The following is a 25,933-nucleotide window of genomic DNA, read 5'->3' as shown; positions in this document are numbered from 1 at the left end:
CGGGGACTTTCCGTTTGTGGCTATCCGCGGTCCGTGGACGCTCAGTCGTCGCCGTCGTCGCCGAGCTCGATCGTGAGCTTGTCGCCGTCCACGCTGAAGGTGCCGGTCATCTGATTCATCGACGTGCTGCCGTCCTCCGGCTCCCAGCCGTCCGAATCCTTCTCCTCGTAGGTGTATTTGACCTCGACGCCGTAGTCGGTCGAGAAGGTGCCGTAGTCGGTGTCCACCTGCACATCCGGGTAGTCGCTGATTGACCACGTGAAGTTGCGCACGTTCTTCTCGTTGTAGGCGTACACGCTGAACGGGCAGCCCTTCGGATCGAGATCGGTGGACTTCTCGCATTCGTCGAGCTTCTCGTCCACCTTCTGCTGGATCGCGTCGGTCAATGCGTCGGTGGCCTCGACGGAGAGCGTCGCGCGCGCGTCCGACGATGAGTCGTCGCCGTTCGCGATGATCTCCGTCGTCTTCGACGACAGATACTTCGACTTGCCCGCCGAGACGCCGTAGGTGCCCGGATAGACGGTGAACGCCCAGGCGTCGTCGGACGCGTTCTTCGCGTTCTTCTCGGTGACCTCGACGCCGTTGACGGCGATCGCCGAGATCGCCTCCGGCTTCGTGACGACGATCGTCGTCGTCATCGGCTCGGCGACGCCCCAGTCGGTGAAGAACACCGCCTTGCTGCCACGCTTGATCATCTTGAGGTCATGCGAGACCTCCTTGCCGTCGAGCGTGTACGAGACGGTGACGATCTTCGAATTGCCGTTCGCCTTCTCCTTGATGACCTGCGCGTTGGAGATGCGTCCGCTCTTCGGCGCGGCGTTGCTCGTCAGCAGCTTCATCTGGTCGTTCTTGACCTGCGGCTTGGCGATGCTGTTCGCACGGTCGAAGTCGCCCGATTCGATCGCCGCGATGTACTGCTTCGCCGTCGCCGACGCGCTGAACGTCGACGAATTGAGCACCGAGAAGACGATCGACAGCACGATGACCAGACCGACGACGACGCCGCCGATGATGAGCCACATCTTCGTCTGCGGTGACATCGGCTTGCGCGTCGCGGTGGTCGCCGGAGCGCCCACCGCCGGCATGGCGCCGGGCACGGCCGGCCCCGTCGGTGCGCCGCTCGTCGGCATTGCAGGGGCGACGCCCGGCGCGGGCATCGCCGCGGGCGCTTGTGCGGCGCCGGGGACGCCGGAAGCGGGCATCGCGAAGGCCGCGGTCGTGTTCGAGACGCCGGCAGGCGTCGCCATCGTCACCGATTCGGCGACGATGGCGACGTTCGGATCATGACGCGTCGAATGCAGCCCCTGACGCACGGTGCCGCCGGCAAGGATCGGCCAGATGCCGGACAGCGACTGGATGACCGTCGGACCGAGCAGACGGGCGACGGCCTCGATGATGAAGGACCACAGCGCCGCGATCAGACAGAACCACAGCGCCGGCACGATCTGGTAGCTCATGTTGGTGGTGGAGCCCGCGATACCGCTGACACCGCCCTGCACCGCCATGAACAGATACGGCGTGATGAGCCAGAACGCCAGCCAGAACACTGGAGCCTGCCAGCAGAACCGCCAGGCGGCGTAGTACGGGTCGTAGGCGTTGCGTGCGGCGGCGCGCAGCGCGACGTAGAAGCCGCACAGCAGATAGAGGACGAACATCAGCCACAGGGCCCACGTGTAGTCGAAGGTCTCCATCACATCCGAGCTGAACAGCGAGATCGATATCGGGCTTGCGCCGCTGGGGCCGATCTCGATGGCGCCGAAGGAGCCGATGACGACGCTCCAGGCGCTGAGCGCCGGCAGCACGACCGGCAGGAAGGCCCACAGCGCTCCCGCGCCTGGCTCGAGGCCGCTCATCTTCGACGACGCGATGATCATGACGATGAGCGCGACGACGGTCGACACGACGACATAGCAGGCCGCCGATTCGACGACGGTGCGGCGGAATCCGCGGACACGATGCGCCCACGTCCACGCGGCGGTGAAGACGTTCGACTCATCGGCGGTCGTGTCGGCGAGGAAATAGCCGATGAGCGCGCCGATCGTCGCGAGGATGAACACCATCGCGAAGGTGCGGAACGTCGCTCCGGACACGGTGATGAAATTCGAGTCCTCGGTATAGGAGTAGCGCATGATCGCGGTGAGCAGCAGCACGACGAGGCCGGAGACGACGCCGACGGCGAAGGAGCTGACGACGCCGGCCCAGCGGAAGCGGATCGCCGCCTTGCGCGCCATCATGAACGCGCCGAACGCGCAGCCGACGATGAGCGCATAGCCGATCCACGACAGCGGCACGTAGGAGGAGCCGGAGCCCATCACGTCGCCGTTCACGCCGCCCTTCAGGCCGAGCGCACCGGAGACGCCAAGCGCGAGATAGGCGCCCAGACGATGGAAGAAGTTGAGATTGGTCAGCGGCTCGCTCAGATCGTTCGAGTCAATCAGATTCTGCAGCACGCCCCACGAAATGAGCATGCCGAACAGCGCCATGACGATCGCGGCGCCGATACCGATGCCGGCGGAGGTGCCGAAGGCGGCGAGCTGCTGCGGCGTGATCTGCATCGGAGCCTTCGGCGTGGCCGGCTGCGGCGCCGGTGCGGCGGCCATCGGGATGCCGGGGACGGGCGGCAGCGTCGCCGTCGGCTGATAGCCGGGAGCCGGTGCGGCGGGATAAGCGGGCGCGGCCGGCGCGGCCGGCTGCGGAGGAACGGCGGCCTGCGTCTGCTGGTTCACCGGCGTTCCGCACGACGGGCAGAACTGTGAGCCAGCTGGGACGACCGCACCACATTGTGGACAGTGCATCTGGGTGCTCCTTCTCTTTCATGCTTCGGGGGTGCTCCCCCATAGTGCCTATTGTAGACCAGAAGCCCATGCGCAGGCCGAATCGGGACGGATGTCCATATATATTGGGAGGGAACGGGAATCGGCAGCGATTCCTTGGAATGCATGGACGACGCCGGACGGTCGGACGGACGCGGCGTCGAGGAAGGGAAGGACCGACGATGCAATGTCCACAATGCCATCAGCAGGTCGACGATGGGGAAGGATTCTGCTGGAACTGCGGCGCTCGCCTGCAGCAGGAACAGCCGATGGCGGACGCGACGCGCGTCGCCGGCATGACGACGCCGCCACCGGCCGCCGCGGTGCCGCCTGCACCCAGTGCGCCGGGCGCGGCGGAGACTTCGGTCCTGCCGCCCGCACCTGCGCCGGTGTACGGCGCGCAGGAGCCGGCGTATGATCCGTCGATGTACGAGGAGACGGTCGCCGGGCCGATCGTCGGCACGTCGTCGGTCGTGCCGCCCGCGGTGCCAATCGGGGATGCGACGGCGCCGACGGGCGCCGCGGTGCCGCCGCCGGCCATGCCGCCGATGACGCCGCCGAACGGCGACGGTGGCGGCAAGAAGCCGAAGTCGAACCGCGGATTGATCATCACGCTCATCGTGCTCGTCGTTATCATGCTCGCGGCGATCGGATTCTGGATCTGGCAGTCGGCGCATGCGAACGACACCGCCGAGCCACAGGACTCGTCGTCGCAGCAGCAGACGGCGGACGACACATCGTCGGACGACGCGGACGACTCCGATGACAAGAGCGACGCGGATGCCAAAGACAAAAAGGACGACAAGGACAAGAAGAAGGACGCGAAGTGCACGGCGACGCCGGACGTCGACGTCGACGACCTGACGGCGAACGGCGACTCGCTCGTCGCGACGCTCTCGCTGACGGCGAAATCGTGCGAGACGGGCAGCTACGCCGAGCCGAACATCGAAATCACCGTGAAGAACGACGACGGCGACGTCATCGCCGCGGCCGTCTATGACTTCTCGAAGAGGCCGATCACCTTCGAGGACGGCGAGGCGAGCACGCAGATCGCATTCAACTCGCGGCAGCACTGGCAGCCGGCCGACGAAATCTCGTCGCCGACGAACGCGAAAGTCATCTGGCAGACAAACCAGAAGGGCGAAGGCAAGGCGTCGGGCGACGTATCGGGCGCACTCGGCGGCGCGTCGATCGACACATCCGACAACGAACGCTACGCGCAGCTCGCACTCAAACGGCAGCTCAACGACGACGCATCGCAGACGTCGCAGTTCTATTCGGACTACACGACGCAGCTGTCGAGCAAGAAATACAACATGAACATCAACGGCAAGGCGTGGAAGTACACGGACATCTACGAGCAGTTCCTCAAACTGCACTACAAGCATCCGAACGCGATCCTCATCTGGGCCGCCGACTACTACAACTACACGAAGCACGGGCATGCGGCCGACTACTACGTGATCCTCTCCGGCGAGACCTTCTCCCGGGCGGACGACGCGACGGCCTGGTGCTCGGCGAACGGATATGCGGCGGAGGATTGCGTCGCAGTAGATCTGGAGTGAAATAACGCGGGCGCTTTGCGGGGCCGATGCTTTTGTGCGTTTTTGAGTGCACTGAGATTCTCTTATGTGCTTGAGTGCTTGAGTGCGCTGATATGGGCAGTACTGCAGTGCGTTGGGCGAAAGGCGGCGCGCGGACGACGAAACAAAATGACTATTCGTCGTCCGCGCGCCGCCTTTCGCGGTTTTTGCAGTATATGCGCGGTTTTGCAGTATATGCGCGATGCTGTGTGGTGCGTGCTGCGTGCTGCGTGCTGCGTGCTGTGTGGTGCGTGGGGCGTGGGGCGTGCTGCGTGCGTGGGGCGCGCGCGTTATTGACGGGGAGGGGAAGGGAATGAGTATTCGTACTGGGGTGTGTTCGTGGGGGCGTTATTGATGAGTGAGGGGAGGGGAAGGGGATGGTTGGGTGGTTGGGAGTGGTGTTGCTGGGTTTTACTCGAATGACACCGGGCTTTGCTCGAATGAGAGGAAGGAGGGAGGAAATGTGAAGGAATTGTGAAGATGCGGGGATTTTTTGGGGGGAGGGGGTGGATGAAGGAGTGAGGCCGGGGATTTTCTGGGGTTGGGGGTGATTGGAGGAAACGTTGGAAAATGGGGGTTTTGGGAAGCGACACGCCGAGGGTTGCGGACTTGGGGAATCTGAGTATATTTATCTCTTGGTTCACGAACCAACGCCCCTTTAGCTCAGTTGGTTAGAGCAGCTGACTCTTAATCAGCGTGTCCAGGGTTCGAATCCCTGAGGGGGCACCACAGAAGGCTTCGGTCGATATCGACCGAGGCCTTCATCGTTGTCGCCGTCCGTGGCGGATAGGCGGCTTTCGGGGCGGAGCTCATGGGGGCGCTCGCGGAAGACAGTGGGTCGATGCATTGCTCTGAGCGGAACATAGTTGGGTGCGGCACATACGATTGGACATGGAAACATCGAGGACCAGGCCGCGGGCGGATCGTGCGGACCGCACGGCCGCTGACGCGGCGGCAGCACAGAAAGGAGGAGTCGAATATGCGAGAACAATGGGAATCGACGTTCACGGCCTTGGACAGGCTGATGGCGCAGCACGATGACGAATCGACGGTCGCCATGATGGACCAGATGCATCATCAGTACAGCGAATAATGTGAGAAAAATGCGGCAGGTCGCACCGCAGTGAACAGCGACCATGAGGAAGCTCGCGGGCGAACGACCCGGCGAGTTTTTTTTATGCGTCATGCACAGCGTCGTGCGTGATGGCATAGCCGGCGGTGTGATGGCGTGGCATGGCGTCGAGAATATGCGCAGATGCGAACGGTCGCAGATGCGGCGGCGCGTGGAAGACGTCGAACGTCGCGAATCCGTGCCAACGTTTGCGCCGCCGTGGGCACTTCCATCGGCGTCGCAGGGTGGGCCACGGTGCGGACGGGGCATGGGGCGCAGGGCACTCCTAGGCGTACGCTGAACTAGCTCGTTGCATCCTCGGGAGGCTGCGAGACCGTTCGAGAGTAGAGAATACAGAAATAAGGAAATTCCTCGTGGAATACTCATTGTTCACCAAGTTGGCGGCCGAATTCGTCGGAACCGCCGTGCTCATGATCTTCGGCAACGGCGCTGTGGCCAACGTCGAGCTGAAGAACACGAAAGGACACAACGCAGGCTGGCTCAACATCGCGATGGGCTACGGCTTCGGCGTCATGTTCCCGGTGCTGATGTTCGGCGGCGTCTCCGGCGCGCACATCAACCCGGCGATGACGCTCGCGCAGGCCGTCAACGGCATGTTCCCGTGGAGCCAGGTGCTGCCGTACATCTGCGCGCAGATCCTCGGCGCCGCCGCAGGCCAGCTCATCGTCTACATCTGCTATTACCCGCACTACAAGGAGACCGAGAGCGCCGAGGCGATCCTCGGCACCTTCTGCACGACCGACGCCTATGCGACGCGCCGCAACTACTTCATCAACGAGTTCGTCGGCACGATGATCCTCGTCCTCGGCGCGCTGTGCTGCCTCGAACTGCAGTGGGGCAAGACGAACTACGCAGCCGCCTCGATCGTCGTCGGCTTCATCGTCTGGGGCCTCGTCTGCTCGCTCGGCGGCCCGACCGGTCCTGGTCTCAACCCGGCCCGCGACCTGATGCCGCGTCTGCTGCACCAGATCCTGCCGATCCCGCACAAGGGCTCGTCGCGTTGGAACGAGGCGTGGATCCCGGTCGTCGCGCCGATCCTCGGCGGTATGCTCGGCTGCTGGCTGTTCAACGTGCTGTTCGCGATCTGATCCACCGGTTTCCCGGATCCGATCCGTTTTCCGAAGCGGCCCGTGGTCATCCCACGGGCCGCTTCGTGATGTTCCGGCGCCGATGCTTCGCCGTCGTTGCTATAGTGGGTGCAACGATTCGCGGCCACGTCCGCGACCGTCGTGGCGACATGGGCGACGGCGCATATGATGAACGACGCAAGACGATGCGGACTTACGGAAGATCGACGACAACGACAGTGCAGGCATACGGGAACGGATGAGTCATGGGTAGTGCGAACATGAACAGGACCTCTCGTCGGCGCCACCACAGGCGTCTGCGCCGACGCTACCTCGTGCGCCGCATCGTCGCGGCCATCGCGCTCGTGCTGCTCGTCGTCGGCGTCGCCGCGAGCACCGGCGCGTCGGTGGCGCGCGTCACGGCGGCGCTGGAGGAAGGCGGCGCCGCGACGGCGAGCATCGATTTCACGAAGGCGCTGCGCATGGCCTTCGCGAACGGGCAGATCAAGGAGCCGGAGCCATCGCAGCCGCAGCCGAAAAGCGACGAGGATCGTCGCAAGGAGGCCGCACAGCGCGAACTCGACGCGCTCGCCGCGCCGATGTCGGCCGAGCAGCGCAAGCAGATCTACGCCAAGGCGAAGCAGACGGCTGAGCACAGCGGCGCGCAGGCGACGAAGATGACGTACTGTGTCGCGACGAACGGCGACGTCGGCGACAAATCGGCCTTCGCGAACGCCGTCGACCGCGTGCTCAACGATCCGCGCGGATGGCCGCGCGCCGGCGTCGTCTTCCAGCAGGTCGCCGACGGCTGCGACATCACGGTGACGCTCGCCGCGCCGGAGAAGCTGCCGACGTATTCGACGTACTGCTCGAGCGAATACAGCTGCCGTGTCGGCGCCGACGTCATCATCAACAAGAAACGCTGGGACGGCGCCGTCGACCACTGGTTCCAGGAGGGCGGCACGCTCGCGGGCTACCGCACGATGGTCATCAACCACGAGGTCGGCCATGCGCTCGGACACATCGATAACGAACAGGCGTGCGGCGGCGACGGCAAGGCGGCGCCGCTGATGCAGGAGCAGTCGATGTTCCTCAACGGCTGCACGATCAACCAGTGGCCGCTCGACAGCGAACTGTGGACGAACTTCGTCGGGTCGCCGGCATGACGTCACCGCGACCATATGACTCCATGACCATGCGAAGGACTGCGAACGACAATCGAAAGGCGGGCCGCGGATGAGCGGAAGGTTCGCGCCGACGCCGTCGGGGCGCATGCATCTGGGCAACGCGTACGCGATGCTCGCGGCGTGGCTGTCCGCGCGCGCACGCGGCGAGGAGATGCGGCTGCGCATCGAGGACATCGACGTGCCGCGCGTCATGCCGGGCGCCGACGCATGGATCCGCGACGATCTTGCGTGGCTCGGGCTGGACTGGTCGGGCGACGTCGTCTACCAGTCGCGGCGTACCGCGCTCTACGACGAGGTCTTCGCGACGCTGTGCGACGCCGGGCTGCTCTACCCGTGCTTCTGCTCGCGCGCCGAGATCCGCGCCGCGTCGGCGCCGCAGGAGGGCGACCGATTCATCGTCTACCCGGGCACCTGCCGGCGGCTGCACGACGAACACCCCGACGAGGCGGCCGCGCGCGTACGCGCCGGCGAGCGCCACGCATGGCGGCTCGCGGCGCCGCACGCCGGCGCGCGCGAAGGGCGCATCCTCTTCGACGACCGCGTCTACGGCGCGCAGGACTACGACCTCGGCTCCGCGCTCGGCGACGTCGTGCTGCGCCGTTCGGACGGCCTGTACGCGTATCAGTTCGTCGTGACGCTCGACGATCTGCTGATGGGCGTCGACGACATCGTGCGCGGCCGCGACCTGCTGCGGTCGACGGCGCTGCAGATCTGGCTGCGCCAGCGGCTGCTCGACTGCGGCATCGGCGGCGGTTCCGATGGTTCTGGCGGAGACGTGCGGTGGACGCCGGCGCAGACGCCCGACTACGCGCATCTGCCGCTGCTCGACAACGCCGCCGGCGTGCGGCTCGCGAAACGCGTCCGCTCGCTCGACCTCGGCCATCTGCGCGAGCAGGGCGTGCGCCCGCAGGCCGTCGTCGGCTACTGCGCGTGGGCGCTCGGGCTCGTCGAGCGTCCGCGCGCGATGGATGCGCCGGAGGCGCTCGCATGTTTCGACTGGCGGCGGGCGCGCGCTGTGTGCGGCCGCGATCTGAAGGTGCCCGACGACATCGGCGCGCGGCTGCTGGCGATGTGAGCGGCGCATGTCATCGACGCGTGAAGATGAGTGGGACATGCGCGGGCATCCGGCATATGCGATGCCGGATTGAGGTAAGGTAAGGTCGTGCGGGACGGACAGAGGAAAGCGTGCCGTACGACCTCGGGAAACGAGTGATGGGAACGTCATGACGGCATATATGGATTACAAGGACCTCGCGAACGAGACGATCGACGAGGCGCGCGCCGGTCGGATCGCCGACGGTGTGCACCGTGTGCTCGACCGCATCGCGCGCGCGGAGATGCTGAACGGACGCGAGGAGGGCTCGGTCACGTTGCTCGCGGCGACGAAGACGCGTGACGTCGGCGAGATCATGGCCGCGATCGACGCGGGCGTGCATATGATCGGCGAGAACAGGCCGCAGGAGATCGCCACCAAGATCGACGGGTTGCGCTACGCCTGCGGGCAGCGCGGCATCGTGCTCGGCGCGAACGACGTGGAGACGGTCGAAAGCCTCGACCTGACCGACGATCCGGAGGCGCTCGACCATCTGCCGCTGCATCTGATCGGACAGCTGCAGAGCAACAAGATCAACAAGGTGCTGCCGGACGCCGACGTCATCGAATCGGTCGATTCGCTCGAGCTGGCGCACAAGATCGGGCGGCGTGCGGCAGCGCGCGGCGCCGACGTTGGCGTACTGCTCGAGGTCAATGAATCGGGCGAGGCGACGAAGTCGGGCTGCGACCCCGACGAGGCCTTCGAACTGGCGCTGCGGATCGCCGAAATCGACGGGCTCGAACTGCAGGGGCTGATGACGGTCGGCGCGCATGTGGACGACGAGGCGGTCGTGCGTCGCGGCTTCGCACATCTGCGCGACCTGCGCGACCGCGTGCGCGACTCGCACGCCGAGGGCACCGAACATTGCGCCGAACTGTCGATGGGCATGAGCGGTGACATGGAGCACGCGATCGCCGAAGGCGCGACGATCGTGCGCGTCGGCACGGCGATCTTCGGCGAGCGCGCGTTCAAGTAGACGACGAGGGACGATGGCGTCCGCGGCGCGCGTCCTGCGCGGGACGCCGCCGTTGTAGACTGTGCCGTATGAGACTTGCACGTTTTTCCAAGGATGACACGCCCCAGTATGCCTTCGTGCAGACCGACGAGGCGGATGACAAGGACTATCTCGTCGTGCTCGAGGGCTACCCCTTCGGCGGCCAGGTGAGGCCGACCGGCGAGCGCATCCCGCTCGACGCGGACAGCGTGCGGCTGCTGTCGCCGGTCATCCCGTCGAAGGTGTACGGACTGGCGAAGAACTACGAGGCGCACGCGAACTACATGTTCGAGCAGGGCCAGTCGACGGTGCGCCATGCGCCCGAGGAGATGGTCGTCTTCATGAAGCCGTCGACGTCGGTCATCGGCCCCGACGACCCGATCGTGTTCCCGGCGTGCTCCGACGACATGAACTTCGAGCCCGAGGTGGCCGTCGTCATCGGCCGCATCACGAAGAACGTCGGCGTCGACGAGGCGATGGACCATGTCCTCGGCTTCACCTGCGTCAACGACGTGACGCTGCGCGACCTGCAGGGCGCCGACCCGATGTGGACGCGCGCGAAGGGCTTCGACACGTCGTGCCCGCTCGGCCCGTGGATCGTGACGCGTGACGACTTCCATTGGCGCGACGCGGCGATCTCGTTCACGCTCAACGGCGAGGACGTCGAGAAGGCGAGCGGCACGACGGCCAATCTGATCCACTCGATCCCCGAGCAGATCGCGTTCATCTCGAGCTTCGCGACGCTGCTGCCGGGCGACGTCATTCTCACCGGCACGCCGGACGCGTCCGGCAGCCTCAAGCCGGGCGACGAGGCGGTCGTGCACGTCGACGGCATCGGCGACCTGCGCAACGTCGTCGTGCGCGCGTGAACGGTGGAGGTCGGCCGAGCATTTCCTCCTCCGCCGCCTAGCGCGTCGCGCTGCGATGGGGCATCAGGTAAGGCTGTCCGCTGAAAGCGGGCGGCCTTCTTTGTATTCTGCGTCAGAATTGCAGAGGATGGTCCGTCGAAGCGGTAGCCTTCATCGAATCACGAAACTTGAGTGAGATTCGCTCAAGTTTTGGGAATAAGTGATCTGCGGCGTCGGTTGACAATATCAGACAAATGAAGCCGTGGGTGCGCGGACGCTCCCCGGACGTGCGAGACGCACAGCCCGAGAGCGCGACGCGCCCATGTGCAGCAATGGAGGATGATATGGAACAGAAATTCACGACAATGGCCCAGGAGGCGCTCGGTGACGCGATCCAGAGCGCTTCGGCGGCCGGAAACCCGCAGGTCGAGCCGCTGCACCTGCTCGACGCGCTGCTGCGTCAGGAGCACGGCGTCGTCCGTGGCCTGATCGAGGCGTGCGGTGCCAACGTGCAGACGATCGGCGCCGCCGTGCGCAACGCGCTCGTCGCGCTGCCGAGCGCGTCGGGATCGTCGACGACGCAGGCGCAGGCGAGCCGTCAGCTGACGGCCGCGATCGCGAAGGCCGAGGCCGCGATGAAGGAGATGGGCGACGAATACGTCTCCACCGAGCATCTGCTGCTCGGCATCGCCAAGGCGACGCCGAACGACGCCGCGAAGATCCTCGACGCCAACGGCGTGACCGCCGCGAAGATCCGCGAGCAGATCCCCGGCATCCGCGGCGGCGCGAAGGTGACGAGCCCGGACGCCGAGGCCTCGTACAAGGCGCTCGAGAAGTTCTCGACCGATCTGACGGCGCGCGCGAAGGAAGGCAAGCTCGATCCGGTCATCGGCCGCGATCAGGAGATCCGCCGCGTCATCCAGATCCTGTCCCGCCGTACGAAGAACAACCCGGTGCTTATCGGCGAGCCCGGCGTCGGCAAGACCGCCGTCGTCGAAGGCCTCGCGGAGCGCATCGTGGCGGGCGACGTGCCGAGCACGTTGCAGAACAAGCGCCTGATCAGCCTCGATCTGGGCTCGATGGTCGCCGGTTCGAAGTACCGCGGTGAATTCGAGGAGCGCCTCAAGAGCGTCCTTGACGAGATCAAACAGTCCGACGGGCAGATCATCACGTTCATCGACGAGATCCACACCGTCGTCGGCGCCGGTTCGGCCGAAGGTTCGATGGACGCTGGCAACATGCTCAAGCCGATGCTCGCGCGCGGCGAACTGCGCCTGATCGGCGCGACGACGCTCGACGAGTACCGCGAGAACATCGAGAAGGACCCGGCGCTCGAACGCCGCTTCCAGCAGGTCTTCGTCGGCGAGCCGTCGGTCGAGGACACGATCGCGATCCTGCGCGGCCTCAAGCAGCGCTATGAGGCGCATCACAAGGTGACGATCGGCGACGACGCGCTCGTGGCCGCCGCGACACTGTCGAACCGCTACATCACCGGCCGTCAGCTGCCGGACAAGGCGATCGATCTCGTCGACGAGGCCGCCGCGCATCTGCGCATGGAACTCGATTCGCAGCCGGAGGAGATCGACGAGCTGCAGCGCAAGGTCACGCGTCTTGAGATGGAGGAGATGCAGCTCAAGAAGGCCGAGGACCCGGCGTCGAAGGAACGGCTGATGAAGCTGCAGTCCGAACTCGCCGACAGCCGCGAGCAGCTGCATGGCCTCAAGGCACGCTGGGACGCCGAGAAGGCCGACCGCAACAAGGTCGGCGACCTGCGCGCCAAGCTCGACGAGAAACGCGTCGAGGCCGACAAGGCGACGCGCGCCGGCGACCTCGCCCAGGCGAGCCGCATCCTCTACGGCGAGATCCCGCAGATCCAGAAGGAGCTCGCCGCCGCGGAGACGGCCGACGAGCAGGCCTCCGAGTATGCGCACAAGGAGGAGCCGATGGTTCCCGACCATGTGGACGCCGATTCAGTCGCCGAGATCATCTCGGAATGGACCGGCATCCCGGTCGGCCGCCTGATGCAGGGCGAGAACGAGAAGCTGCTGCATATGGAGGAGTACCTCAACGAGCGCGTCATCGGCCAGCCGGAAGCCGTCGAGGCGGTCTCCGACGCGGTGCGCCGCTCGCGCGCCGGCATCTCCGACCCGAACCGTCCGACAGGTTCGTTCCTGTTCATGGGACCGACCGGCGTCGGCAAGACCGAGCTCGCGAAGGCGCTCGCCGAGTTCCTCTTCGACGACGAGAAGGCGATGGTCCGCATCGATATGAGCGAGTACATGGAGAAGTCGTCCGTGTCCCGCCTGATCGGCGCGGCCCCCGGCTACGTCGGCTACGAGGAGGGAGGCCAGCTCACCGAGGCCGTGCGTCGTCGTCCGTACTCGGTCGTGCTCTTCGACGAGGTCGAGAAGGCGAACCGTGAGGTCTTCGACATCCTGCTGCAGGTGCTCGACGACGGTCGTCTGACCGATGGCCAGGGCCGCACCGTCGACTTCAAGAACACGATCCTGATCATGACGTCCAACCTCGGCTCGCAGTACCTCGTCAATCCCGACCTGAGCGAACAGGAGAAGAAGGACGCGGTGATGAACGCCGTGCACACGCAGTTCCGCCCGGAGTTCGTCAACCGTCTCGACGACCTCGTGATCTTCCATCCGCTGACGCGTCAGGAGCTCGGCAAGATCGTCGACCTGCAGGTCAAGCAGGTCGCGTCGCGCCTGACCGACCGCCGCATCACGCTCGACGTGACCGAGGCCGCCCGCGAATGGCTCGCCGACACCGGCTACGATCCGGCCTACGGCGCCCGTCCGCTGCGCCGCCTCGTGCAGACCGAGGTCGGCGACCAGCTGGCGCGCATGCTGCTCGCCGGCAAGGTGCACGACGGCGAGACGGTGCTCGTCGACCACACCGGCGGCGAACACCTCGAGCTGTCCGTGCATCAGCAGGATCCGATGGAGGGCGACGCCAACCCGCTCGACACCGAGGTGAAGATCGACGGCGGCGCGCAGTCCGACGACAGCGCGAAGTGAGCCGTGTGAGGCAAGTCGCATGAGGCCGCGCGGCTGAGCGTGGCCCCGCCGTCATCGTCCACCGGTCGCGGACGATGACGGCGACAACATGACGACCATGACGACGGAGCCCCGGTGGGCACCTGTGAGGTGCCCACCGGGGCTCCGTCGTATTCGGAAGCGCTCAGCGGTCGATGTGCGCGTGCCGCAGCCGCAGCGCGTTGAGCAGCACGGCGAGCGACGACAGGAACATCGCGAGGCCCGCCAGGCTCGGGTCGAGCGTCCAGCCGGTGAAGGGGTAGAGGACGCCGGCGGCGATCGGGATGCCGATGAGGTTGAAGACGAAGGCCCAGATCGCGTTCTCCTGGATGTTGCGCACCATCGCCTTCGACAGCCGGATCAGCTGCGGGACGCAGGTTCCGCCGGGCTCGTCGGTGACGACGTCGGCATGCACGAAGTCCGCGTCGGCGTCCTTCGTGACGACGACGGCGATGTCGGCGGCGTTGCGGACGGCGACATCCTCGTGGCCGTCGCCGACGAACAGCAGCGCCGCGTCGTCGCCGTCGATGTCGAGCTTCGCGCGGCGTTCGCCGATGCGCCGCACCGCGTCGTCGGTGTCGGATGCATCGACGACGTCGACGCCCAGCCCGGCGTCGAGCAGCGCGTCGATGGTTTCACGTGAAGCGTCGGCGAGCGTCGACGAGAAGACGACGGCGCGCACGTCCTGCGCCTGCTGCAGCGCGCTCGTCGTCAGGACGCGCATGCCGGCGCGGCGCGCGCGGTCGGTCGCGAAGGTCGCGGCGAGCGGCGCCGCCCAGCCGAGCGCGACCGGGCAGGCGATGATCAGCACGCCGATTGCGATGAGCAATGCGCGAGCGAAGGCCGGCTGACGGCCGAAGATCAGCCAGACGACGAAGGTCCACACGGCGATCAGGAAGACGATCGGCACGAGGATGCGCGACAGGCGGTCGACCTTCGTCTGCAGCGGGAACGCGGCGCGGCGCGGCAGCCAGCGGTCGCTCATCAGACGCGCGAGCAGCACGAGCGTGATGATGACGCCGGTCACCTGGAAGTAGACGTCATGCATCGAATCGGGCAGCAGGTCCTCGGCGAAGCACACGAGCAGGCTGTAGACGTAGGCGGCGCCCGAGCCGACCGACGCGAGCGAGTTCATGTTCGGCACGCGCCGGCGGATCGCCGACCAGCCGTCGATGTGGATCGGGTAGCCGCTGTAGAACATGACCGGCGTGATGATGATCGCGTGCAGCCACGGCGCGATCAGCCAGCCGGGGACGATCGACGGGCGCATCATATGCAGCAGGTCGGGGATGATGACGAGCAGCGTCAGCACGGCGGCGACGACGACCTGCGTCGTCAGCAGGCGGATGCTCGCGGCGTTGTCGGAGCGGCGCGTGCGCAATGTGTCGCCGGCGTGCACCGGCTCCTGCTCCGGCTGGTCGCGGAACGCGCCGGTCTCGGCGTCGGTGGCGCGCGCCCGGGCGCCGAAGAAGAAACGGATCGTCAGGAACGTCAGCAGCAGCGCCACGACGACGCAGATCACCGCGATGAACAGATTCAGTCCCATATGGTCGCTCCCTGGGTTTCGTGACCCTGCCGATGACCGGCAACACCAACTCTTTCGACATCACCACTGTACGCGAGGGGGACGGCGGCGCCGGCCGATTTGACGTGGCGCACGGCTACGCTGGCGTACATGAGTGAAGAAGCTTCCACGTTCCGCAAGACCGCATCCGCTTCCCGGCACGACGAGGACGCCGCGCCGACCAACGTCGACGAGGCCGCATTCGCACTGATGGAGCCGCGCGACCAGCTCAAGACGCTGCTGCGCGCCCATATGGCCGACCGCCCGTTCTCCGAGCTGTCGCCGATCACCTTCGACCACCGCGGCGCGTCGCTCATCGGCCACATCATGCTCGACACGCTCGAGGAGCAGGGCTATTCGATCGACGATTTCGACGCCGTCGGCGCATTGACGGCCGCCGCCGTGCCGATCGTCTGCTCGATGATGCACGCCGCCGCCTCGCGCGGCGAGGCGCTCGACGGCTTCGTCATGGACTTCGTCTATCCGGCCACGAAGGGGCCGTCGATCCAAGGCAAGCGCGTCGTCCTCGTCGATTCGTGGCTGTCCGAGAAATCCTATGTGCAGACGTCGTCGCTCGTCACATTGCGCAACGGCAACGAGCTGAGCCTCGACTTCAGCATCGTCGACGCGCAGGGCGCCGACGTCGTCGCGATCACGTCGCTGATCGGCGGCGTCGACATGGAGAAGCCGACGGTGCGCGTCGTCGACCCGGTCAGCGGCGAGGCCACCGAAGTGCCGTTCGTCGAGACCTTCCACGAGTCCGAGCTGCACTGAGCGGCGCCGGACATGACCTGTATGGCCCAGTTGACGCGAAGGCGAGCGTGAGCAGATGCACGAACCGAATCCTATCGACGTGGCGGCGAAGGCCTCCGGCGAGCCGACCTTCCGTGAGGTGGGCGTCGGGCCGTGGGAGCAGGAGCATCCCGGCGAGCCGCGCCCCGTCGACCCGCGCTACGACGCGGCGCTGCTCGACGACGGCGACCGGCGCAACGTCCTCGACCGCTACCGCTACTGGAGCGTCGACGCGATCCGCGCCGACCTCGACCGCCGCGGTCGTCATCTGTTCGAAGTGGCGATCGAGAACTGGACGCACGACTTCAACATCGGGTCGATGGTGCGCACGGCGAACGCGTTCACGGCGAATCGCGTGCACATCGTCGGTCCACACAAATGGAACCGCAAGGGCGCGCTGATGACCGAGCTGTACCAGCACGTCGTCAATCATCCGTCGATCCGGGACTGCGTCGAAGACTGGCGCCGGCGCATCGCCGGCGAACGCGACGAGGCGCGCTCGCGCGCCGACATGATCGAGCGTGCGCGCGACGCCGGCGACCTCGACGAGCGGAACGCGGCGCGCGAACTGCTGTACGCGCGCCGCGACCTGCGCACCGCCGAGGACGCGAAGGTCATCGCGATGGACATCATCAACGGCGCCGTACCGATCGAGACCTACCGTTTCCCCGAACGCTGCCTGCTGCTGTTCGGCGCCGAAGGCCCGGGATTGTCCGACAAGGCGCTCGAACTCGCCGACGACGTCGTCTACATCAGCCAGTTCGGCTCAGTACGTTCGATCAACGCCGGCGCCGCCGCCGCCGTGACGATGCATGCGTGGATCACACAGCACGCGGCTGTGTGATCGGTCGTCGTGATCGATGGCGACCGCCGCCGACGTCAGCCGTATCGTGGGCGCGCACCGCATCGGCCGTCGCGCGCTTGCTACGATGCGAGCATGATGGAACTCAACGGCGTCTGCAAGTCATTCGGCGCCAAACCGATACTCGACCATGTGAGCTTCACAGCGCCGGACGGCGTCGTCACCGGCTTCGTCGGCCCCAACGGCGCCGGCAAATCGACGACGATGCGCATCCTGCTCGGCCTGATCGCGCCGGACGAGGGCACCGCGCTCGTCGACGGCGTACCCTACGCGCGCACCGCCTCGCCGATGGCGAGCGTCGGCGCCGTGCTCGACGCGCGCTGCGCGCCGAAGAACCGCACGGCCTATGCGTATCTCAAATCGCTCGCGTACACGAACAACATCCCGAAGTCGCGCGTCGACGAGGTGCTCGACCTGACCGGGCTCGCGAGCGCGCGCACGACGAAGGCCGGCCGTTTCTCGCTGGGCATGGGCCAGCGGCTGGCGATCGCCGCGGCGATGCTCGGCGACCCGAGGAACCTCGTGCTCGACGAGCCTGTGAACGGCCTCGACGCCGAAGGCGTCAAATGGGTGCGCGACCTGTGCCGCAACAGCGCGGCCGCCGGACGCGCCGTGCTGCTCAGCTCGCATCTGATGAGCGAGGTGGCGCTCACGGCGGACACGCTCGTCATCATCGGCCAGGGGCGGATCCTTCGCTGCACGTCGGTCGCCGATTTCGTCGCCGAGCATTCGCAGCCGCTGATCTCGGTCGTCACGCCCGACGCCGACAAGCTGCAGCGGATGTTCGCGCATTCGCCGGGCGTGCGGATCACCGAGACGGCGCTCGCCGACGGCTATCCGCACGACGCGCGCGCGTTCCATATCGAGGGCGCCGACCTCGAGGCCGTCGCGCGCGGCTTCGCCGCCAACCAGATCGTCGCCTACCGTTTCGCGCGCGAGCAGGTCTCGCTCGAGCAGGCGTACATGGAGCTCACGCACGCGCACGCGCAGTATGTCGCGACGCCGATCGGCCTGCAGCCGGCGGCGGCGATGCCCACGCAGCCTGCACAGCCGGTGCCGCCGGCCGCGGCGATGCCGAATCCCTCCATGCGGCCGTCCGCGCCGACCCAGCCTGCGCCGGCCCCGCCGGCCCCGACCATCCCGACGACGAACGGAGGTGCGCGATGAGCGCGACCGCAACGACCCAGCCGCATGCGCCGCGCACGGCGCGACTGACCTTCTCCGGCGCGCTGCGCGCCGAATGGTGCAAGATCTGGAGCGCGACGTCGACCTATGTGCTCGGCGTGCTCACGATCGTCTTCCTGCTGCTCAACAGCCTGATGATGGGTTGGATGCTCTCGCTGCTCGCCGGCGAGAACATGCCGGTCGCCCGGGCGGACGTCTGGTCGACGGCGAGTTCCGGCGCCGGCAACGTGCTCGTCATCGTCGGCATCCTCGGCGTCATGGCATTGACGAGCGAGTTCAGCTCGTCGTCGATCGTCTCGTCGCTGACCGTGAACCCGCGCCGTGCGATGTTCATGCATACGAAGGCGCTCGTCGTCGCCGCCGTCACCTTCCTCGCGTCCCTCGCCGGCGTGCTGCTCGCATGGGGCGTCGCCGCATTGATGATCGGCTCCGATGTGACGGCCGTCGCCGGCGACGCGCCGGCGGCGATGCCGGTCGTCACGTTGTTCGGGCTGCCGGCGATGATGGCCTTCGCGGCCGTGCTCGCGATGGGGCTCGGCGCGATCTGCCGTTCGACGGTCGGCGGCGTGCTGTGCGTCATCGTACTGTTCACGATCGTGCCGTCGGTGCTGCAGATGGCACAGCTGCTCGGCCGCCGCTACGTCTGGGTCACGTCGGTCAACAACTGCCTGCCGGCGAACGCGTTGTCGACCTTCCTTGGCGCCGGCGCGAGCTCCTTTGCGAACAATGCGGCGGCGGCGCTGATCGTCGACGGCGCGCATCCGTTCCAGCCGTCGTGGGGCGTGGCCGGCCTGATCTTCGTCGTCTGGAGCCTCGTGCTCTACGCCGTCGGCGTGCTGATGATGTGCCGTCGCGACGTGAAGTGACGGCGCGGCGCGGCCGACATGACCTGCACACGGCGAATCCCGGGCGGCGACGCTCCGGGATTCGCCGTTTTCCGTCCCGCGCCCGATGAACGAGCCTCGTCACATTTGGTTCGTATAGTGGGAGGCATGCCTACATTCACACGTGAAGAAATCATGCATTTGGGCGACCTCGCCCGAATCGCGCTCACCGACGAGGAAATCACCCGCATGCAGAGCGAGCTCAACGTCATCGCCGAATCGATCAATTCGGTGCAGGAGGTCGCGACCGACGACGTGCCGCCGACCGCCAACCCGGTGCCGCTCGAGGCCTATCTGCGCCCCGACGTGCCGGTCAAGCCGCTCGACCAGTCCGAAGTGCTCGCCGCGGCGCCTGCGACCGAGGACGGCATGTTCGTCGCGCCGCAGATCCTGGGGGAGGAGTGAGATGACCGACCAGAACGAACTCGTCAAGCTGTCCGCAACCGAGATGGCGGCCAAGCTGCGCGCCAAGGAGATCTCGAGCCGCGACCTCGTGTCCGCCGAGCTCGACGTCATCGACGCCGCCGAACCGAGCATCAAGGCCTTCCTCAAGGTCGCCGGCGAGGCCGCGCTCGAGCAGGCCGACGCCTTCGACAACCTGTCCGACGACGAGAAGGCCGAACTGCCTGAGCTCGCCGGCGTCCCGATCGCGATCAAGGACATGATCGTGACGAAGGGCATCGAGACGACCGCCGCCTCCCGCATCCTCGAAGGCTGGATCCCGCCGTACGACGCGACCGTCATCGAGAAGCTCAAGGTCGCGCATATGCCGATCCTCGGCAAGACGAACCTCGACGAGTTCGCGCAGGGCTCGTCGACCGAGCATTCCGCCTTCCAGCGCACGTCGAACCCGTGGGACGTCGATCGCGTGCCCGGCGGCTCCGGCGGCGGCTCCGCGGCGGCCGTCAGCGCCTTCGAGGCGCCGATCGCGCTCGGCACCGACACCGGCGGCTCGATCCGCCAGCCCGGCGCACTCACCGGCACCGTCGGCGTCAAGCCGACCTACGGCGGCGTCTCCCGCTTCGGCGCGATCGCGATGGCGTCGTCGCTCGACCAGATCGGTCCGGTCTCGCGCACCGTCCTCGACTCGGCGCTGCTGCAGGAGATCATCGGCGGCCATGACCGCCGCGACTCGACGTCGATCCCCGAAGGCCCGCGCCCGATGGTCGCCGCCGCGCGCGACGGCCTGAACAACCGCGACCTCAAGGGCATGAAGGTCGGCCTCGTCAAGGAGCTCAACGGCGACGGCTTCCAGCCGGGCGTCGAGGCGCGCTTCCACGAGGCCGTCAAGAAGCTCGAGGCGATGGGCGCCGAAGTCGTCGAGGTCTCGTGCCCGCACTTCAAGTACGCGCTCGGCGCCTACTACATCATCATGCCGTCCGAGGTCAGCTCGAACCTCGCCCGCTACGACGGCATGCGCTACGGTCTGCGCGTCATGCCTCCGGAGGACGTGCCGCAGACGGCCGCGAACATGATGGCATACACCCGTGAGGCCGGCTTCGGCGACGAGGTCAAGCGCCGCATCATCCTCGGCACCTACGCGCTGTCCGCGGGCTACTACGACGCCTGGTACGGCTCGGCGCAGAAGGTGCGCACGCTCATCATCGACGACTTCCGCAAGGCCTTCGAGCAGGCCGACGTCCTCGTCTCCCCGACGAGCCCGTCGACGGCGTTCAAGTTCGGCGAGAAGATGGACGACCCGCTCGCGATGTACATGAACGACATCGCGACGATCCCGGCGAACCTCGCCGGCGTGCCGGCGATGAGCATCCCGGCCGGCCTGTCCGACGACGGCCTGCCGGTCGGCTTCCAGTTCATCGCGCCGCAGCAGCGCGACGAGGTGATGTACAAGCCGGCCGCCGCGCTCGAGGCCGCGCTCGAGGAGGACTGGAACGGCCCGATCTGGCAGTCGCTCAAGACGCCGTGGCTCGATGGACTCAACAAGTAAGGGTGACAGGAAGAGAATATTATGGCTGAAAAATTGATGAAGTATTCCGAAGCCGTCAAGAAGTTCGATCCGGTCATCGGTCTCGAGACGCACGTCGAGCTGTCCACGAACACGAAGCTGTTCTGCCCGGCCCCGATCTCCTTCGGCGCCGAGCCGAACACCGAGCTGACGCCGGTGAGCCTCGGCCTGCCGGGTTCGCTGCCGGTCGTCAACGCGGCCGCCGTCGACTACGCGATCAAGCTCGGTCTGGCGCTGCACTGCCAGATCCACGAGTGGAGCCAGTTCGCACGCAAGAACTACTTCTACCCGGACATGCCGCGCGACTACCAGATCTCGCAGTACGACAAGCCGACGAACGGCGAGGGCTACCTCGACGTCGAACTCGAGGACGGCACCGTGTTCCGCGTGCCGATCGAGCGCGCGCACATCGAGGACGACGCCGGCAAGAACACGCACGTCGGCGGCGCCGACGGCCGCATCGAGGGCGCCGACCATTCGCTCGTCGACTACAACCGCGCGGGCGTGCCGCTCATCGAGATCGTCACGAAGCCGATCGAGGGCGCGGGCGACCGCGCGCCGGAGATCGCCGGCGCCTACATGCGCGCGATCCGCGACATCGTGCGCGCGCTCAACATCTCGCACGCCCGCATGGAGCAGGGCAACATGCGCGCCGACGTCAACGTGTCGCTGCGTCGCGACCCGTCCGACCCCTTCGGCACGCGTTCCGAGACGAAGAACGTCAACTCGTTCCGCGGCATCGAACGCACGATCCAGTACGAGATCCGCCGTCAGGCCGCGATCCTCGAGGACGGCGGCGAGATCCTGCAGGAGACGCGCCACTGGGACGAGGCCTCGCAGTCGACGGCCGGCGGCCGCGTCAAGTCCGACGCCGACGACTACCGCTACTTCCCGGATCCGGACCTCGTCATGCTCCACATCACGCCGGAGCACGTCGAGGAGATCCGCAAGGTCATGCCGGAGATGCCGCGCGAGCGCCGCAACCGCCTCAAGGGCGAATGGAAGTTCTCCGACACCGAGATGCGCGACGTCATCAACGCCGACGCGCTCGACCTGATCGAGGAGACCGTCAAGCTCGGCGCGACGCCGTCGGGCGCGAAGAAGTGGTGGCTCGGCGAGCTCTCGCGCGAGGCGAACGCCAAGGGCGTCAGCCTCGAGGAGCTGCCGATCGACGCGCAGGCGGTCGCCGACGTCGAACAGCTCATCGCCGACGGCAAGCTCAACGACAAGCTCGCCAAGCAGACGGTGAGCCTCGTGCTCGCCGGCGAGGGCACGCCGGCCGAGATCGTCGAGAAGCACGGCTTCAAGGTCGTCTCCGACGACGGTGCGCTGCAGGCGGCCGTCCAGGAGGCGCTCGACGCGAATCCGGACGTCGTCGAGAAGCTCAAGGGCGGCAACATGAAGCCGATGGGCGCGATCATCGGCGCCGTCATGCGCGCGACGAAGGGCCAGGCCGACGCGAAGGCGGTCACGAAGATCGTCATGGAGAAGATCAAGGGCTGACCGGACCCACGGTCATCGGCGATACCGGGGCGGCGGACGCGCATCGACGCGTCCGCCGCCCCGGCTCGTATTTGGACGCGCCGGCGCCAAGGACGACGGCGTACACTACAATGGCAAGACTGGAGAGAATAGGGAGAACGCTCCAGTCGCCAAACAAAGAGGAACAACATGACGCACAGTGACGAACGTCGCGAGGAGGAACGGGAACGGCCGCGCGTGCTGCCCACGCGCATCACGATTCCCGATATTCTGGGGGAGATGGTGTATCTGCGGCCGGCCACATCGCAGGATCTGCCGCTGATGGACGAGCTTGACGCCTACGTGAACGCGTCGGGCATCACCGGCAAGGACCGCGTGGCGGAACGTGCGGCCGTGCACGCATGGGTGCGCCGCTCCGAGGCGTGGACGCAGGGCTCCGACGTCGGCGAGGGCGTCGACGACCCCGAGCGCCGCCGCACGATCGCATGGGCGCTGATGACGACGCCCGACGACAACGACGAATCCGTCAACGCGGACAACGCGACCGAGTTCCTCGGCATGATCTTCCTGATCGACATCGACGGATGGGCGCGTTCGGCGCGCATCCAGGTCGTGCTCGGCAAGGACTTCCGCGGCCGCGGCTATTCACGCGACGCGATGCCGCGCGTCATGACCTACGGCTTCGCCGACCAGCCGGAAGGGCTCGGGCTGCACCGCATCTGGGTGGCCGTTCCCGAGAAGAACACGCGCACCTTCTCCGTCTACCAGTCGCTCGGCTTCGTGCCGTCCGGCACATCGCGCGACGCGTTGTGGGACAACCGCCTCGGCAAGTACCAGGACCTCAACGTCCTTGACACGCTCGTCGACGAATTCGACCCGGTGCGCGCGATGGACGCCTTCGGCATGCACGTCATCACGTCGAACCCGGGCATGGAGAAGGCGATGTCGCTGCACCAGCATTCGATGGCGATCAAGAAGCAGGAGCTGCGCGAGGCCGGGCTGATGAAGGACCTCGACGACGAACGCCAGCGCGTCGCCGGCGCCGTGCGCCAGGCCGTGCAGGACGACGCGCAGGCGCCGACGCTCGGCGAGACATTGCACCGCGATGCCGAACGCATCGCCGGCGACGACGTCGACGCCGAGAACGCATGGCCGTACAACAACGCCGAACGCAACACGTCGAAGAAGGCGTGGTGGCGCACGTTGGGCAGCGACCGCAACCGCCACGGCGCGGCCGCGCGCGGCGACCAGTGAGCATGCGGACCACGGACACGAAGGACAGGAGCACAAGCGAGCAACCATGAGCGCCGAAGACCTCGACAACTATGAGACCGACGCCGAACTGGCGTTGTACAAGGAGTACCGCGACGTCATCAAACTGTTCACCTACGTCGTCGAGACGGAACGACGGTTCTATCTGGCGAACAAGGTGGACTTCAACGTCCGCTCGGCCGGGCAGGACGTCTACTTCGACGTGCGGCTCTCCGACGCGTGGGTGTGGGACGTCTACCGTTCGAACCGCTTCGTCAAGAACGTGCGCATCGTGACCTTCAAGGACGTCAACGTCGAAGAGGTGCAGAAGAGCGACATCGACATCCCCGACGGCATCTGACGGCGGGGAAGCGCGGTGCCCCCCCCCGTGGCCGCTATGGCCATGGGGAGCATTAGACTTGCTGCGGAGTGCGACATATCAATGCGCACACCAATCCCATGTCCTGCGCGGTACCGGCGCGAGGATGCGCGATGCGAATGTTTCAGCAGCGATCGATCGGCAGAACCAGTGTTGAAGGAGAACGTGAACGTGTCTGACAAGGAAACCGTAGTCATCATCGGCGGCGGCCCCGCCGGTCTCACGGCCGCCTGGGAGCTCGTCAAGGACGGCGGCGCCGACCGGTACGACGTCACACTGCTCGAGGAGTCGCAGGAGTTCGGCGGCATCGCCCGCACCGTCAAGCACGACGGCAACCGCATGGACATCGGCGGCCACCGCTTCTTCTCGAAGGACGACCGCATCATGCGCTGGTGGGAGGAGACACTGCCGCTGCAGGGCGCCCCGTCCTACGACGACAAGAAGCTCGGCCGCGTGCACGAGCTCGAACCGGGCGGCCCCGATCCGGAGAAGACCGACAAGGTCATGCTCAAGCGTCACCGCGTCTCGCGCATCTTCTGGAACAAGCATTTCTTCGACTATCCGATTTCGCTGTCGATGAACACGTTGAAGGCGATGGGTCCGCGCCTCACCGTCGTGGCCGGCTGCTCGTACCTCAAGTCGGTGTTCCACAAGCTGCCCGAGGACAACCTCGAGAACTTCTACATCAACCGCTTCGGCCGCAAGCTGTATTCGATGTTCTTCGAAGGCTACACCGAGAAGCTCTGGGGCCGCCATCCGTCGGTCATCTCGGCCGACTGGGGATCGCAGCGCGTCAAGGGCCTGAGCATCATGGGCGTGCTCAAGAACGCGTTCCGCAAGCTGCTGCCGAAGAAGCGCGACGACGAGGAGGTCGAGACCTCGCTCATCGAGGAGTTCTGGTACCCGAAGCTCGGCCCCGGCCAGCTGTGGGAGACGGTCGCGAAGAACGCCGAGGACGCCGGCGTCACGATCATCAAGGGCGCGAAGGTCGTCGAACTCGACCAGCGCGACGGCAGGATCGCCTCGCTCGTCTACGAGGACGAGCACGGCGTGCGCACGACGATGGAGGCCGACGAGTTCATCTCGTCGATGCCGATCAAGGACCTCGTCGACGCGATCGACGACGGCACCGAGCGCGCGCCGAAGGACATCGTGCGCATCGCCGACGGCCTGCCGTACCGCGATTTTGTCACCGTCGGCCTGCTCGTCAAGCATCTCAAGCTCCGGAACACGACCGACATCCCGACGCTTGGCAACCCGCCGATCGTGCCGGACTGCTGGATCTACGTGCAGGATCCGGGCTACAAGGTCGGCCGTCTGCAGATCTTCAACAACTGGAGCCCCTACCTCGTCCAGGACGTCGACGACACCGTCTGGATCGGCCTCGAGTACTTCTGCGAGGAAGGCGACGACTTCTGGAACATGACCGACGACGAGGCGACGCGCTTCGCGATCAGCGAGCTGACGCGCATGGGCGTCATCAACGGCTCGCACGAGGTGCTCGACTCGCACCGCGAACGCGTCAAGAAGGCGTATCCGGCGTACTTCGACACCTACGACGAGATGCCGAGCATCGTCGACTACCTCGACTCCTTCGGCAACCTGTACTGCGTCGGTCGCAACGGCCAGCACCGCTACAACAACATGGACCATTCGATGGCGACGGCGATCGAGGCCGTCGGCAACATCAAGTCCGGCAAGCCGACGAAGGAGAACATCTGGTCGGTCAATACCGACAAGTCCTATCACGAATCCAAGTGACGCCGACCGTTCCGGGCGGCTCCCATGCACGGCGCATGGGAGC

The 25,933-nt window shown here is 66.4% G+C and carries 18 protein-coding genes, 1 tRNA gene and 3 pseudogenes; 19 read left to right on the top strand and 3 right to left on the bottom strand.

What is annotated here, in order from left to right:
* Window positions 1-41: 41 nt before the first annotated feature.
* Window positions 42-2,726: a DUF4878 domain-containing protein gene (locus tag BCHO_RS08230; RefSeq protein WP_024540217.1), complete on the bottom strand. Its 2,685-nt coding sequence runs from the start codon at window positions 2,724-2,726 to the stop codon at window positions 42-44.
* Window positions 2,727-2,729: 3 nt separating this feature from the next.
* Window positions 2,730-2,795 (bottom strand): annotated as a pseudogene (locus BCHO_RS09780) (zinc-ribbon domain-containing protein); the annotation flags it as partial.
* A 200-nt stretch (window positions 2,796-2,995) separates the two neighbouring features.
* Between BCHO_RS09780 and BCHO_RS09315 the strand changes: the two are divergent.
* From BCHO_RS09315 to clpB, 8 genes are all read left to right on the top strand, one after another.
* On the top strand, window positions 2,996-4,378 hold the full coding sequence (locus tag BCHO_RS09315; RefSeq protein ID WP_152595915.1) for a zinc ribbon domain-containing protein: 1,383 nt from the start codon (window positions 2,996-2,998) through the stop codon (window positions 4,376-4,378).
* Between the two features lie 670 nt (window positions 4,379-5,048).
* Window positions 5,049-5,125, top strand: a tRNA-Lys gene (locus BCHO_RS08215).
* Between the two features lie 756 nt (window positions 5,126-5,881).
* On the top strand, window positions 5,882-6,616 hold the full coding sequence (locus BCHO_RS08210) for an MIP/aquaporin family protein (RefSeq protein ID WP_024540220.1): 735 nt from the start codon (window positions 5,882-5,884) through the stop codon (window positions 6,614-6,616).
* 260 nt (window positions 6,617-6,876) lie between these two features.
* Window positions 6,877-7,761 carry a DUF3152 domain-containing protein gene (locus tag BCHO_RS08205; RefSeq protein WP_237743072.1) on the top strand — a complete coding sequence of 295 codons (885 nt, stop codon included), beginning with the start codon at window positions 6,877-6,879 and terminating at the stop codon, window positions 7,759-7,761.
* A 70-nt stretch (window positions 7,762-7,831) separates the two neighbouring features.
* Complete coding sequence (locus BCHO_RS08200; protein ID WP_024540222.1) at window positions 7,832-8,857, top strand: glutamyl-Q tRNA(Asp) synthetase; 1,026 nt, start codon at window positions 7,832-7,834, stop codon at window positions 8,855-8,857.
* Between the two features lie 148 nt (window positions 8,858-9,005).
* On the top strand, window positions 9,006-9,851 hold the full coding sequence (locus BCHO_RS08195) for a YggS family pyridoxal phosphate-dependent enzyme (RefSeq protein WP_024540223.1): 846 nt from the start codon (window positions 9,006-9,008) through the stop codon (window positions 9,849-9,851).
* A gap of 68 nt (window positions 9,852-9,919) precedes the next feature.
* Entirely contained in the window at window positions 9,920-10,738 is an 819-nt protein-coding gene (locus BCHO_RS08190) for a fumarylacetoacetate hydrolase family protein (protein ID WP_024540224.1), read from the top strand.
* Window positions 10,739-11,061: 323 nt separating this feature from the next.
* Window positions 11,062-13,746 (top strand): ATP-dependent chaperone ClpB, encoded by a 2,685-nt coding sequence (gene clpB / locus BCHO_RS08185; protein ID WP_024540225.1) that lies wholly within the window; start codon window positions 11,062-11,064, stop codon window positions 13,744-13,746.
* Between the two features lie 163 nt (window positions 13,747-13,909).
* Here the strand turns inward: clpB and BCHO_RS08180 are convergent, their stop codons facing one another.
* Entirely contained in the window at window positions 13,910-15,310 is a 1,401-nt protein-coding gene (locus tag BCHO_RS08180) for an HAD family hydrolase (RefSeq protein WP_024540226.1), read from the bottom strand.
* A gap of 129 nt (window positions 15,311-15,439) precedes the next feature.
* On the opposite strand from BCHO_RS08180, the gene BCHO_RS08175 reads away from it, so the two are divergent.
* From BCHO_RS08175 to BCHO_RS08130, 11 genes and pseudogenes are all read left to right on the top strand, one after another.
* Window positions 15,440-16,102, top strand: coding sequence for a type I phosphoribosyltransferase (locus BCHO_RS08175; RefSeq protein WP_024540227.1), 663 nt, complete (start codon window positions 15,440-15,442; stop codon window positions 16,100-16,102).
* Window positions 16,103-16,157: 55 nt separating this feature from the next.
* A pseudogene (locus BCHO_RS09775) lies at window positions 16,158-16,604 on the top strand (RNA methyltransferase); the annotation flags it as partial.
* A 93-nt stretch (window positions 16,605-16,697) separates the two neighbouring features.
* A pseudogene (locus tag BCHO_RS09770) lies at window positions 16,698-16,964 on the top strand (TrmH family RNA methyltransferase); the annotation flags it as partial.
* A gap of 93 nt (window positions 16,965-17,057) precedes the next feature.
* Window positions 17,058-18,149: an ATP-binding cassette domain-containing protein gene (locus BCHO_RS09110; RefSeq protein WP_024540229.1), complete on the top strand. Its 1,092-nt coding sequence runs from the start codon at window positions 17,058-17,060 to the stop codon at window positions 18,147-18,149.
* Window positions 18,146-19,033, top strand: coding sequence for an ABC transporter permease (locus tag BCHO_RS08160; protein WP_237743071.1), 888 nt, complete (start codon window positions 18,146-18,148; stop codon window positions 19,031-19,033). Before BCHO_RS09110 ends, BCHO_RS08160 begins: the two co-directional genes overlap by 4 nt.
* 126 nt (window positions 19,034-19,159) lie before the next feature.
* The gene (gene gatC, locus BCHO_RS08155; RefSeq protein ID WP_024540231.1) at window positions 19,160-19,456 is read left to right on the top strand and encodes an Asp-tRNA(Asn)/Glu-tRNA(Gln) amidotransferase subunit GatC; all 297 of its coding nucleotides are present in this window, start codon (window positions 19,160-19,162) and stop codon (window positions 19,454-19,456) included.
* A 1-nt stretch (window position 19,457) separates the two neighbouring features.
* Window positions 19,458-20,999 carry an Asp-tRNA(Asn)/Glu-tRNA(Gln) amidotransferase subunit GatA gene (gene gatA / locus BCHO_RS08150; protein WP_024540232.1) on the top strand — a complete coding sequence of 514 codons (1,542 nt, stop codon included), beginning with the start codon at window positions 19,458-19,460 and terminating at the stop codon, window positions 20,997-20,999.
* 21 nt (window positions 21,000-21,020) lie between these two features.
* Window positions 21,021-22,520 (top strand): Asp-tRNA(Asn)/Glu-tRNA(Gln) amidotransferase subunit GatB, encoded by a 1,500-nt coding sequence (gene gatB, locus BCHO_RS08145; protein ID WP_024540233.1) that lies wholly within the window; start codon window positions 21,021-21,023, stop codon window positions 22,518-22,520.
* A 168-nt stretch (window positions 22,521-22,688) separates the two neighbouring features.
* Window positions 22,689-23,753, top strand: coding sequence for a GNAT family N-acetyltransferase (locus BCHO_RS08140; RefSeq protein WP_024540234.1), 1,065 nt, complete (start codon window positions 22,689-22,691; stop codon window positions 23,751-23,753).
* Window positions 23,754-23,799: 46 nt separating this feature from the next.
* The gene (locus tag BCHO_RS08135; protein WP_024540235.1) at window positions 23,800-24,111 is read left to right on the top strand and encodes a DUF2469 domain-containing protein; all 312 of its coding nucleotides are present in this window, start codon (window positions 23,800-23,802) and stop codon (window positions 24,109-24,111) included.
* Window positions 24,112-24,300: 189 nt separating this feature from the next.
* Window positions 24,301-25,890 carry an NAD(P)/FAD-dependent oxidoreductase gene (locus BCHO_RS08130; RefSeq protein WP_024540236.1) on the top strand — a complete coding sequence of 530 codons (1,590 nt, stop codon included), beginning with the start codon at window positions 24,301-24,303 and terminating at the stop codon, window positions 25,888-25,890.
* Window positions 25,891-25,933: the final 43 nt, after the last annotated feature.

It is taken from the genome of Bifidobacterium choerinum, assembly GCF_000741135.1.
Taxonomy (GTDB): Bacteria; Actinomycetota; Actinomycetes; order Actinomycetales; family Bifidobacteriaceae; genus Bifidobacterium; species Bifidobacterium choerinum.
The sequence above is the reverse complement of the archived record's forward strand: the minus strand, read 5'-3'. Positions and strand labels throughout refer to the sequence as shown.